The following is a 13982-nucleotide window of genomic DNA, read 5'->3' as shown; positions in this document are numbered from 1 at the left end:
TAACATCATCACCGGCCATTACAGCATAATTTGCCGAAACGGCGTTACTATTTTGGCAGTTACAATAGAATTAAGTAATGGTAGGATATTTCAATTTTTTTGAAAATACCTGACGGAAATTCGTGGTGAAAAGATGGTGTCTAAGGTGCGTGTCAACATGAGCGTCTGCGGTAAGTCAACTGTTATCTCAGTCAAACAAAATGATGACGGAGATTTTGAAATTGAAGTGGAAACTGACTGCAATAATGTCAGAGAGTTTATTGAAATGCTCGGCAGATTAACTTTGACAGACATAGCAGACAAACCAAATAGTCGAATATGGGAATGCTTTAAGAAGGCAAAAATGAGCTCGACTTGTCTGTGTCCAGCTGGGGTTATAAATGCGGCATGGCTGGAGGCTGGAATGCTCTCAAAAAATTTGGCACTCTCAAAAGGAAAAATATCAATAGATTATTTGGAATAACGCAAAAAATCCCATAGCATTATCCGCGTCGCCTAAAGAGATTCCACTACACATTAATGAATCCGAGTATTGCAAACATGTCGAGCAATCAATAAACAAAACATTTTCTGCACTGGATTTGTGTGGAGAATTTGGGTTTTGCCATTAGTTATTTCAGTTTTGAATCTCAAATTTTGCATTGGCGACTTCGTCAGAGGTGTACTCAATAAAATATTGCACCCCCTCATTTTTTGAGCTTGTAGCGCTTCACCTAAAAAAAGGTAATCAATGCAATGAGAACAAAGGCATTAATTCACGTTGTTGATGGAAACCGCGAGTCCGCGTACTCGCTCGAAAAAGTTACGTTCACTAATCACATCGGCGAATTTTGCAGAAGTTTTTCAACTGGAGTTTATTTATTGTCCAATGATGTTTTGATGTCTTATTTAAAGTGATGACGGCAGCTAATTTCCCGATCTGATGGTACAATGATAAGCGGCTATTTTCTCGCAAAATTTACTGCGAATTTTACGAAATAGAAGAAATTAAATGCCTAGTCTTATAGTCACTTTTTCAGTAATTTATTTGCTAATCTCCCAGCAGATGTACATTCGTCCGTGGAAGAGCGCCATGAATCATACTGCTCAGTTATATCCTCGTTATGATACTGCACATTGATTGTTGTCCTCAACTTTCGACATGTCCAGTAATAGAAACGAGGATATCCACACCAATTATCAGAATTTTTGCATCTAGACTTTCGGTTCTCGATATCAGGTACAAGGTTGCACATACGAAAGATATCGGAAGCGTAGGTGTGGTAGAAGCTTTCGATCTTTTTGAATTGATGTCATTAATCGAATCCATTGATAACGTGGATATGCGGGCTTTGGCCATGGTATATAATTGTCATGGTTTGGAAGCATCGTCAGAGTGAAGATCGCATGGAGCTTACTTTCGAAATTTCCTTGAGCGATTCCGCATCACACAAAGAAAACGAGATTTTTCTTAATATTATTAAAAAAAACAAATATGCCAGAGATGCAATTTCTAAAATCTGGAGATAAGATTCATTTCGCACAAAGGCTAGCAGCTAAATTTACTATTTTCCGTGCTAATCTCATTTATCGCCTCTCTCGTAACGAAATTATGATTATGGTTTCTTCCATTTCACATTCGTGTTTGCATGCTCATGGAGCGGTGGAAAGGACAGCTGTTATGCGCTCTGGAAATGTTTACAGCTTGGATTTGATGTAAAATATCTCCTTAACACATATAGGAAGGAAAGTGGCAGGGTGGCCTTCCATGGATTAAGAGCATCACTTATCCGGATGCAATCCGAATGCATCGGATTTGACTTGAAACAAGTGGAAGTCGATGGCGATGATTACGAAGTCCAGTTCAAGCACTCTCTCAAAGAACTTAAGTCAATGGGTATAAGAGGTATTATTTTCGGTGATATCGATATTGAGCAAAATAGGCGGTGGTGCGAGAGGGTTTGCGCAGATGTAGGATTGCAAGCTCATTTCCCTTTATGGAATATTGATCAAAAACAGTTGTTGATAGATTTTATTCGATCGGGATTCAAGGCCTTAATCGTCTCTGCGAATTCCAAATTCTTTGGTGAAGAATGTCTCGGCATAAATGTCGATGAGAAATGGATTGACCTGCTTGATAGGTTGAGGGCTGATCATTTTGGAAAGGATCTAACCTACTGCGGAGAAATGGGCGAGTACCATACATTTGTCTTCGATGGACCTATTTTTCGACAACCTGTTCGGTTTATGCTTGGCGACAAGGTCTGGATTAATGGATATTGGCTCATTGATGTTTCTTCTTCTGATTGACAAATGTTCCAGATCTCATTCTCATTTGGAACATTCATCTGGATTCATCAATGTCAAAAATGGAATTTCCATTAAAACCAAATCTATGGATCACGTGATACAAATCAGCATTGTTCAGAGTCGAACGCTCCGTCAATTCAATACAAATAATTGATCCTTGTGAGCCAATCGAATTCGAATATGTATATGCTATGGAAGCATGTCAGTCACAATAATCTACTGGACAACCTGCAATGATGCGACGAGTGGGCGCCTATTTTGTAAGACGGAGAGGTGATTAAAGAGGATCATAATGAGGAGAGGATCTTCTCACGACGCTGTAACAATTGCAGATCCCAAAAGAGGGCTTTCTGAAGGTGAGCGTTGTGGATCGAATGGCTGCGCGTGAGAGCTGATTTCAGAATCTTGATTGGTTGATGAGCAAGATTGTTGAAAACAAACCGGCAGTCTTTTTTTCTAATTACGATGGTAAAATACCCGGTTATTTTGTGGGCCGGATCGAAAACCTTGTGATTACAAAAGAAACGGAGGATGAATCTGTAACTGTTATGTTTAAAAGGTGGCAGGCATAGAGTTTTAGAAGAAAGCTTTACAGTGCGATTTTTGAGTGACTCGAGGAAAAAAGTGTTTTGTGCATTGAATCGGATCTAGATAATCGTGAGTCGTTTGGTTTATTTTTCTCGCAGTGACTCGCTGAATTGAGCAAGAGATTCAGGCTAACTCTTTCGTGATCTAATTGAAACATCGTTAAGCAAGTATCATTAATTCAAAGGTTGATGCGATCATTTCATGTGTAGTTCGTCAAGTCTAATATTATCATTTTCTTAGGGATAGTTTCCATGTCAAATGGGATCCGCCTGGGTTCCTATAAGCTCATTAATCCATGTTATTTATTTCGTTTCCGCCACTTCATTGTCATTGTGAAACCGATGACTGTTAATGCTATCAAAGCGATTATTATTATTGCCCAAACAGTAGCTGAAAGTCCCGCGAAAACTAACTGCTCTCCTTTTTCTGGAAAAGTAAATTCGTAGTATTTCTCTACTTGATTTCCCGCATAATCTACGGCCCGGATCGTCAACTCGTGATGACCTGTCCCTAGCCAGTCTACAAAAGCTGATGCTGTGGTGGAATTATAATACAAACTATCATCGTCAATTATTAATTCAAAATGATGCACGCCACTGATCGAATCGACGGAAGACCAGTTTAACGAAACTGCTCTTTCTTCCTTGTCAACGGAACAGGAGGTCTCTATGAATGCTGGTGCCTCAGAATCGATTTTAATAATCTCGCGCTTCGTCATACCTAGATTGCCCGCTCGATCAGTACCGAAATAAAGGAGCTCGTGCTCACCGCTTGAGGTTATTGTGATATTTGATTCATATTCTGACCACTCCTCCGAATCCAGTCGATAGAAAATTGTGCCGCCAACACTTATTTCATCGATTACCGCAAGATCGATGGTTACCTCCGATCGATACCATCCGTACTCATTCTTTTCTTCTGCTATTTCTGCAAGTACCAATGGTTTTGAATGATCAACAACAGTTCTGGCATCAGGTTCTTCAGGTGCCGCCTCTTCCTGCAAACAAAAATCAATTGCTACACTATAGAAATCGTAGACGCCCTCTCCACACGCTAGGTTGGTATCGAAAAAAATAACGTTTGTTTCCCAGAGGCCAGAGGGAGTTTCTTCAGTAACATACAGCGTATATGAGGATGACTCATTGAATCTGTAGTAGAGTTTACAGTATTTAACCCCAGAACCGCCAATATCATTCGCATAGATGAATACTGGTATAATATTCGAACGATAGAAAGGTTGAAGCTCTCCAACGCAAGAACTAGGCGGATTCTTATCGATGCCTAACAAGACGACTTGATCGATGTACACGCCTTCATACGGCCCCAATCCCACTATGCTATCACTGATGAAGTTAAATTGTATATACTGGGTCTGAACAGGAATTTCAATGTTTGCCTGTTCCCAGCCAGAAGATATGGGTTGTGGTTGCATAAAAACCCTAATCCACGTTGTCCCCGTCCAGCATGTTACTTCAAAAAAATCGTTGAGATTTATTGTTCCCGTTTGTGCCCAGTAGTAAAATATTAAGTTTACTGATTCATAGCCACGCAAATCGCCGACATACAACCTCATAAAGGCACTCATATTCTGATCGTATTTATGAAGAACGGAGTTTGGCAAATATAAAATTCCATAAGTCCCATTCTGTGCACACCAAACGCTCGTATCTCCATTGTATGCGCGATACTGCGAAGTGCCCCAAAAATCGTAACCAGACAATGGATTGTTATCTCCTACTTCCCAGCTGTCCAATTTGTTATCTTCAAAGTCGTCCTGAAAGATCACATTTGGCATATCGATTATTAATGCTTCGGAAACTCCAGACATGGCAGGAAAGATTGTCACAAACAGGATTGCAGTGACAGCGAATATACTAATGACCGAAAACAAGCTAGATCTCGTCATTTGCGCCTCCTTATGAAGATTAATAGAGCTACTGCCGTTACAGCAATGACCGCCCCAATGAAGATTAAAACGGTGGGGAATTCTCCCGTTGTAATTTTTCCTCTCGTAATGGAAAGTCCATCGCCAAGCGATGTCCAATCGCCTGTGACAATGATCTCCTCGCCGGGAGCAATCGTCAATTCCTCCTCACCAACCGTTTCTGATTCGCTGCTACGGAGAATAACCTTACAAGATATCTCTGAATTTCCATAGTTTCTGATACACAGTCCCATGCAATTTTCCGTGGCCAGTATCTCAATATCCCCCTCCATTTGCATAGATATATTCTCAAGAATGTATTCTCTTTCTACAAGATCGAGACGATGACCAATACCCATTGAAAAATCCTCGTCCTGAACCCCGCTCTTAAGCCTAAGTCCCAAACCGTACTGATTGCTGCCAACATCGATTCTGATATTGTCTCCTCTGTCATGTCCTATTGATTTGTTGGAAATGCCATATACAGAACGACCCGCATTCATTATAAACGTGTATTCAGCCTGACCTGTATCATTAACAACTAGGTCAATAACCCTATCTGAGGGCAGAATCATTCCTTGAATCCCGCCATATGGATTAGCCTGCATTGGAATAGGTAAGGGTATTGGTAACAAATGTGTCAAAGTGATTGCCACCGCTCCGACAAAGATACTTGTCAAAATCGTGCCCGCAACAAGCCAACCATCGATGAGATCATAATCCGTAAGATTTGTCACGGAGTATGGCACATACCAGATAAAATCATTCCAAAGCTCTCCACCTTCGTGGATCCATGAAAATCCATTTTCGTCAAGGATAATATAAGGATAATTTGAATAATTATAGTAATCTGTTGCCAAAATGACCGAGGCATACGGCCTATTGGAGTCATAGACGTATATTTTCCACCAGCCTGGATGCTCTTCTACATACCAGGGCACAACCGCATGAGCCCCTATGCATTCCATAATCCCCTCATCTAACCCTCGATATTCTGCCACGCATAGTATCCCTGGTGTTCCGTATTTAACATCTCGAACGAGTTGTCTCAGTTCATTGTTGACGAAGCTACGCAAGTTTCCTGACTGAAGTTGTTTTTTTATTTGAGCTGCATAAAGACTTAGAAGTTCCTGAGAAATTTGAGATCCCTGATGTGCCTGAATAAATCTCCTCGCATAATTGCTCAAATTTTGATATTCGTTGTCGATGTAACCAGGTCGATATGGCCAGTGCTGATCACCAGTGTGTGCTGTCAGATTGTCTGGTATTGGAACCCGATGATCATAATGCCATATGCTGAGTGAAGACATGCCAAAGCACTCGCCAGGTTCACACATGAGTTCGAAGACCTTCTTCCAGAGTTGCGCAAGAATCGTCCACCACCAATCTTGATCACCGGGCCCCCTCAATTCTCCCCTGCCAAAAACATCAACCATTCTTTCCCATCCAAGCCGCTCATTTCCAGGATTGTGGTAGGGGATACCGTAGTCCCATTGGTAAGGCCTGATCACTTGAATTTCCTCAGTTACGACATCGCTGGACAAGTGCTCCACATCGACTGTGGAAGCCATGCATCTTATAAGCTTTGTGTTAACTGCATCGGGTAGCGGTGTTCCAGATGGCCAGGGGATATTCAAATTCCTTACGATTATTTTCTGAGCAACGTGAGTAGGAAAAGGATCCGTGAATTCAAGAATTTCACCATATTCTGGATAAAGTTCTGGTGAATAATAACCTGCACCAGCGCCTACAGTGATTGATACTATTCCCTCCGGATCGTCCGCTATGACTGTAATCTCTATTTGAGAATCATCATTGGGAAATACTCTCTCCAGATTAACATACAACTGCAGGGTCGGTGGTGTTCGACTGCCTATATATATGTTCTTTTGTGTCGCCTGCGTATTTGTCCTTTTATCCATCGCAACGGCCATTAAATAAACTTCTCCATACGAAAACTCAGACTCGTATGTAATTCCTAAGTTGGTGATATTGGTCTCCTCATATGGTACCAGCATTTCTTCCTCCATTACCCCTTGGATGAACAACTGAACTCTGTACAGACATATGTCGTCAATTGCAGAAACTGTTACTGAGACTGTATCTGTGGGTCTGATATCCTCGGATGGAATCACCTCAATCGACACCTGCGGGGGAGTCACATCATCTCTCCAAGGAGGAGGTTGAGGAGGCGGAGGCTGCTGTATAGGAGATGAGGATCTATATCTTACGTAAATATACGGTGTATAATTGCCGTCAGTAACGGAAGCTCCCTGATAACTATAGAATCTAGTGCCACTTTCTCTCACAATATTGTATGGATAAGGTTCGATGTAAATACCATTCATCGAAGCCTGTTCATTAAACCAGGCCCTAACCCATGAAGTTATGTTTTTGCCGATTGCCCCGGTAAGATGACCAATATCCCAAATCAGTGGGGTATATGGTTCAGATAGATATAGGTCAGGTTGATTTTGCCATGTTGTCGTCGCACCCTCCCAGAATTCTGAAATCAAATACAATTTTACATCATCGATTCCATCAAGTTTGTATAGATTTAGACTTGCAAATAGAATTTCGGAATCAGCTGGTAATACACTGATATCAAAATGAATAAGAGAGCAGTACCTGCCTGGAAACTCAAACTCGGTGTAATTCCCTACTTTCAGATAATCTTCCATTTCGTAATGTTGACCCTTTTGGAGCTCGAAAATATAAGTGTCGTCCCATTCTGCCCAGATTTTTATTTCGCTATATGAAACACCACTTGCAGGTTTCAGAACAATACCGGAACAAAAAAGGCTTATGATAATGGCATCGCAAATCAAAAAAGTCCACATTTTCGAAAAATGATGAAATTTTGAGGTTAAAATGGGCATGCAACTAATAGTTAATACCCCCCCTCAAGAATACATTTTTCGTATAACGTATTTTAATATTTCGATGAAAGGCGCGTTTTATATTACTAAATTAGTGTAAATGAATAGGAAGTTTGAAATAGCAATTCATAAGGGAGATTAAAGACAAATCACGTTTAGTCTGATTCATTTTTTACCATCTAAATTGAATATAACGGGCTAATGAATCCGTAAGACTCCGCCTCACTTTGGCATTTACCATCTAGAATGCTCTACCCTTTATAAACTCGGATCATTAATAAAGAACGGTCCTGGCGGAAAAGGTCACGATTCATGCTGATGGATAGTAATCGCTATAGCATTGATAGGCACTATGGTGGTGCCCATTAACGGCTCTACTTACAGCGTTTCGCATCCAGTATTGCAAAAGATCTTGGAATGATATTTACGATGATCCGTCCGGATCTCGTGTATTGTTCTTTGCACTTCTAGTTGCTTTTTATCATAAGCAATAAATTGATTCACAGGCAGGAAAGCATTGGATTTCGTATCTAAATGAGCGATCTTGTTACGGCATCATTCTTTTGAAACATTGCCACCAGTTGATGGCAACTGGCTATATTTGGGATACCTTAGAGAACTGGTTGTGTATTGTCTCGGCAGCTACGACCACAATCTAGATGGAAATATTCCCCTCGTAGCGAGTGTTAAAGGGCGTTGGGCATCAATGCTATGACACTATGCATCTAAGAAACGATTGGGCTCATATTGGGATGCGCCACTTACTTATTTATTTTGTTGGAATCCATTTTTAACAAAAGTGAATATCGGATTTTCGGTCATACTCTTTCCAGCTTCGGATTTAAAGAAAAGTCGTTTTGAAAAATACCTAGAACATTTTTATTCCTTTAGAATGACACAATTTCAAAATGTTTCGTGGGCCTTTCAATCGTCCTGCCCCTTGGCGAGTTGCGACATAATAACCTTTATGAAGTCATGTTGTTCATCTTCATTGCCCATTCTATTTCTCTTCATCTTTACCAAATTAAGAAAAGGAAGAAAATGATGCTTGATCCTTCATCGATCTTCCATAAGAGGCCCTTTTGGGTCTTATTAAATTGCATCCCGTACTTTCCGTCTAATCTCATTATGCCATTCTATCTTTAAAAAGTACTCAAAGGCTTCTACAATTGGAAGCTTGTAGCCTTTTCAATATAACACCAATCATAACGTCCACTTCTATTGATCAGCGGATGGCATTAAAGATGATTGGAAAGGGTGCTCACTAAGGGCGGCATGTATATCAACGCAATTGGTATTTCGCATGCCTTTTATCTCACCATCATTTGAAACCATATCTTAGCTGGCTTCCTCCCCTCGTGAGTAGGAATGAGATCTTTTTCATCGCCAAATACGAGTTTCATTATGAATTCGATGGAAGGGACATTGATTGATTTGCTACCGAAACAGTTGCATCAATGAGGAGTACGGGCATGTCGACGAGTCCTGCGCTTTCGGTTGTAGTCATGCCAACCATTGCATCGATTCCCGTAATAATTATGCTACTTATTGTCCCGCTAGTTCACGCCAGATTGTGCTGGAATCGATTGCACTTATATACAGCATACAAATTGCATTCATCACACTGTTCCTCGTCGTAACAGTCGGGGTTCTTTTTTATCAGCAGCAGTACGATTGCGATCGGGAAACTCAGTACAGGTCCGACATTCTTTGAGAGGTTGCCCAATAGCCTGCCTGCCGATTTGTTATGAAATATGAGACATCAATTTCAAATCAAAGTTTTCGATTGATCATGTATCCTCTAGGAAGCACCTTTTAATTGATTGCTCTTGAGCCTCCGTTGAAAGTTATGAACTTACGGAATTAGAGTGCTTAAGATTTTTTTAGAACCTGATTAGAATCCCAATCATAAGAAAAATTATTTATAATGTTCGAAATTATATTTTCCGCAATAAGCGGATGTTTTCCTTTTTTGGATCGCATCTGTTTATTGGATGGCTATGCCCAATAAGAAAGATCTGGGCAGCTCTGAATGTCATCTAGATTAGGGGGGATATTGGGGGTATGTCATGCGCCAAATGTTATTCCATTCTAATAAGTCTGGTTGTGTTTCTTGTTTCTATTAATATACCGTTATCATCTTCGGATGCTGCACTTGAACCTCCCATCACGCTGGCCTCACCAAATGGTGGCGAGAATTGGATGGGAGGAGAGACTCGCAAGGTCATTTTTTCAACAGCATCAACAGGGGGTGTGGTGGGAATTTATTACTCAACGGACGGGGGGTTGAGCTTTCCGAACTATATAGGTGAGAAGGCAAACACGGGGGGAAGCCAGCTCTTTGCCTGGGAAATTCCCAACAATATCAATTCCTCAAAGTTGCTTGTTAGAGTTGAATTGCGGTCGTCTGATCCATCATCAACCGTGCTGGGTGAGGACATCAGTGATGACTTTTTCACAATCTTGCCAGGCGTGTGGCTAGAATTCGCGGAATTGCCATCCGTGATGAGCAGCGCACAGTACTATTCTATTCACTGGTATCTCTACGATGGTATTGGCAAAGTGGAATCATTGAGTTTAATGGCCCGCTATCGGCAAGGATCAATATGGGGCGATTGGACAGAAGTAGGCATAGCGTACAGCAACATCGATCCATCACAGGGTGGTTGCTGGTTCACTCCTCGATATTTTGAGCATGCCTTCGGTCAGTTGAAAATTAATGCTTGGACTGAGCCCGGAGGAGTGCTGCTTGCCTATGCTGAGAGCAGCGAATTCGAAATAAGATCGCCCTGGATTCAGTTGATCTCGCCGAACGGCGGTGAAGCATTAATTGCGGGTGAGATTTACGACATTCGCTGGGCTACATCCGAAGATTCCATAGGTGTATTAACTGCGATTTCCATCGAATTCTCTACAAATGGAGGCTCTACTTGGCATATACTTGTAGCCTCAACAGAGAATGATTTTGTCTACGAATGGAATGTTCCAATGTTACCATCAGGTGTGACTTCGTATGATCATGTGAAAATCAAGGTCATCGCTCTTTATATGGAATTTACCCACCTGGCGAACGATACAAGTGACGATGATTTTCGAATCGTAGCAAACTCGGATGTGCCCTCTGTGGGGTTAATAAGTCCCAATCCTTACGTACCGGGTGCGATTGTGTATAGAGGTGGTGAGACTCATGAAGTACTTTGGACTGCTACCTGCTATTACGGAGGAATATGCAAATTCCGCATTTTACTATCCATTGATAACGGAAGCACATGGAATAAAATTGATGACCTCACCCCTGGTGCCAGGAGTTATTTATGGACGAGTCCATCGGTAGACACTTTTGAAGCAAAGATTAAAATTGAAATGATTCTTATTGACACGTCAATTGAATTCTCTCAGAGTGCAAATCCTTTCTATATATTTACGACAACCGTTTGGAATAGACCACCTGAGGCTGTAGCTCCAGATTCGATAGCCGTCAACGAAGGAGATATGGTTGTCCTTGATGGATCGCATAGTAACGATCCCGACGGGGATGCTCTAGAATATTTATGGGAGCAGATTGACACCACACCTTTTCGTGTAGTACTTTCTGATCCTACTGCATACTCACCAACATTTACGCCAAACGTGTTGGATTACGAGGTAATCCTGATATTTAGACTGACGGTGAGCGACGGTAAGGAGATACTTGTGGATCATTATTCAGGTAACATCAAGTGCACAAGTGTTAGGGTCGCTCCATTGGCTCCTTCAATCACTAGCTTCTCGCCGAGCGGAGCTTGGGAAGGAATGCAGGTATCGATTTCGGGATCAAATCTCATGGGGGGTGCCGTCCGAATCGGAGGTGTTCTAACTGCCACCGTGCCGACCGCGCCAACCTCATTGAACCCAGACCCAGACCATAAATTCAACTTCACATTAGTTACGGGAATCCCAACAATTCCTTCGCGAATCACGGTCACGACGAGAGCGGGTACCGCCGTCTCAGAAAAGGAGTTCGATGTTTATCCGAAGCCTTGGTATTGTCTTGATTATGGATTTAATATGAGTAATACAAACAAATACTTTCTATCATACCCATGGCTTGTTTGGGAGAATGGCGATTACCGTAGAACATTTGGTAACGATGTATATATCAATCTGTGGATATGTTTGGGTCTTCCTTACTGGACACCCTGGGACGGTTGGGATTGCTGGGGATATCTTGTTGAGGAACCGATATGCCCCGATCCATTTGCTGCTTTGTATTATGGAGCAGCATATTGTTATTTGGCGAGGCACGGTGAATGTGTCGGCTTTAGCGCAGTGAGTCTTGAATTGTACCATGATCTCATCGAGACAAGCGAAATGCAACCTGGGGTTTACAACATCGATGATTTCGTCCTTTCCGGCGCGCTTCGCGAGCGAATAGATTACATGCACGGCGTTCAAGTTTCAGCTGAATCTCTTCATTATATCATTTCACAGCATCTTGATAACCTTGCTCCATCGATATACGGTTTTTCTGGGTTGGGTCTAGTACTTTACTCGATCAATGTAGCCGTTGATTCAGGAGATCTCGGTATAATATTGTTATCGGAAGGTGCATCTGGTCACGCGGTTGTGCCTTATGAAGTTGTTGATGTTGATTCAACTCATACGCGAATTTACGTGTATGATATCAATAAACCGGAATGGTCCACGTTAAGGAATGCAAGAAATCAGCTCAACAGTTCCGATGAGCGAATGAATCATCCACCATATATAGAGGTCGATAGAAGTGGCCTTTATTGGGAATGGTCTTATTATATTGGACCAGAAGAAGGATGGTGGGGTGGACCAATGGGTATGGTGTTTCTTCCTTCAAGCATAGTTCTTGGAGACAGAACTCTTCCCACGACACTTGATGGCGTATTCAATTTGATTTATGGAAGCGCCTCAGGATATGTTACCGATGAGGATGGCAATGAGGTTTCGGTGAGGGACGACGGAACCTGGGTTGTAGAGATTGAGAACGCAACTCCGTTTGTTCTCTATGAAGATTTGGTTGGATCGCAATACAATTCATACTACCTTCCGCTGGGAAACTACACAACACATGTCATTGGAAAAGGAGGAGGTACGTATAACTGGACTATGTTTTCCGACGCTCGTGCAGCTTATGCTATTGAGAACGCTCAAGTTGAAGAGGGAAGCAGTGACGTCATTCAACTCGTGCACGAAAACAATAACCCCTTCATGGGAATAATAAAGTATGAGACCTCAGATAATTTTAAGAAATATTCAGCAACACAGGTAAAGCGTTTCCAGCACGAAGAACGAGTTTATAAGATTCTCAATGCAACAATTTTTAGTGATTCAGAAGCTGTAATTAATGTTACGGCGGATTACAACTGCCTTGTCTTTCGCAACAACGGACCTCATAGCTTTGTGTTTGATGTGGAATTCCAGACAAACGTATTATGTCACCTAATTTGGGATGAAATAAATGGAACCTTAGATGCATTACCCTCTTGCAGGAAATCTGGAATCAAGATCGGACCTTATGAAACGCTGATCATCTATCCCAATAATTGGACCAATCTGATGAATGCCGAAATTATTATTGAAGGAGGAGCAGAAGATACAGATCATATACCACTGATCACTGGCGTTATCATCATTATCGCCACAGTCGCCATTGTATTTATTATCATACAGAAAAGAGGAAAACAAAACAAGAAATAGGACCCCTTGTGAAAATCAAATCGGATTGTCGCTAATGGCATCCTCGCGCTTTATTAGGATACCTCAGCTAGAGTGCCTTACTCAGGAATTCTCTTGAACGGCATAAATTAACTAGCGCGTGTCACATCGAATTTCTTAATCTTTCAATCGTAGCTTTTGGAATTTTCATGATTGAAAAAACTTCGCCAATCTTTATTGTTCTCATCCCAGCTCGCGAATTTTTGCAGAATTCTAAACCCCAAAATTTTCAAATACGCCGATTTGGTCATCGTAATAATAATTATAATTGAAGCTATTTGCCAACAGCAAGAGGGCACTTTATGCTTACATCGGCCGATCTCAAAGGCATAGTCGTTGCAATAGTTACACCCTTCACGGTAAATGATGAAGTGGACACAGAGGGTCTGGAAAGACTCGCGAGGTTCTATATCGAAAGTGGTGTACATGGAATCATGACTACAGGTGGCAATGGAGAATTTCCTCATCTATTGCCATATGAAAGAAAGCTCGTCCTTGAAACGGTCATCGATGCAGTGCGAGGAAAGATACCAGTTATTGCATGTACCACAGCCTGTAGTGTCAAGGAAACCATT

General features: G+C 41.6%; 7 protein-coding genes. 5 read left to right on the top strand and 2 right to left on the bottom strand.

Annotated features, from left to right (window positions below; translation table 11 throughout):
* Positions 1–136 precede the first annotated feature (136 nt).
* From QW087_07460 to QW087_07450, 3 genes are all read left to right on the top strand, one after another.
* Positions 137–463 carry a hypothetical protein gene (locus tag QW087_07460; GenBank protein MEM2944558.1) on the top strand — a complete coding sequence of 109 codons (327 nt, stop codon included), beginning with the start codon at positions 137–139 and terminating at the stop codon, positions 461–463.
* A 640-nt stretch (positions 464–1103) separates the two neighbouring features.
* Positions 1104–1379 (top strand): hypothetical protein, encoded by a 276-nt coding sequence (locus tag QW087_07455; protein MEM2944557.1) that lies wholly within the window; start codon positions 1104–1106, stop codon positions 1377–1379.
* Positions 1380–1620: 241 nt separating this feature from the next.
* Complete coding sequence (locus tag QW087_07450; protein ID MEM2944556.1) at positions 1621–2289, top strand: diphthine--ammonia ligase; 669 nt, start codon at positions 1621–1623, stop codon at positions 2287–2289.
* 886 nt (positions 2290–3175) lie between these two features.
* On the opposite strand, the gene QW087_07445 is transcribed toward QW087_07450, so the two are convergent.
* A complete protein-coding gene (locus QW087_07445; protein MEM2944555.1) occupies positions 3176–4783 on the bottom strand; it encodes a hypothetical protein in 1608 nt (535 codons plus the stop codon).
* The gene (locus QW087_07440) at positions 4780–7629 is read right to left on the bottom strand and encodes a DNRLRE domain-containing protein (GenBank protein MEM2944554.1); all 2850 of its coding nucleotides are present in this window, start codon (positions 7627–7629) and stop codon (positions 4780–4782) included. The genes QW087_07445 and QW087_07440 overlap by 4 nt, the downstream gene beginning before the upstream one ends.
* A gap of 2115 nt (positions 7630–9744) precedes the next feature.
* Between QW087_07440 and QW087_07435 the strand changes: the two genes are divergently transcribed.
* Complete coding sequence (locus QW087_07435) at positions 9745–13389, top strand: hypothetical protein (GenBank protein ID MEM2944553.1); 3645 nt, start codon at positions 9745–9747, stop codon at positions 13387–13389.
* 320 nt (positions 13390–13709) lie between these two features.
* A partial coding sequence (locus QW087_07430) for a dihydrodipicolinate synthase family protein (protein MEM2944552.1) occupies positions 13710–13982 on the top strand: 273 nt, incomplete at its 3' end.

The sequence above is a fragment of the Methanomassiliicoccales archaeon genome, from assembly GCA_038850735.1.
Taxonomy (GTDB): domain Archaea; phylum Thermoplasmatota; class Thermoplasmata; order Methanomassiliicoccales; family JACIVX01; genus JACIVX01.
The sequence above is the reverse complement of the archived record's forward strand: the minus strand, read 5'-3'. Positions and strand labels throughout refer to the sequence as shown.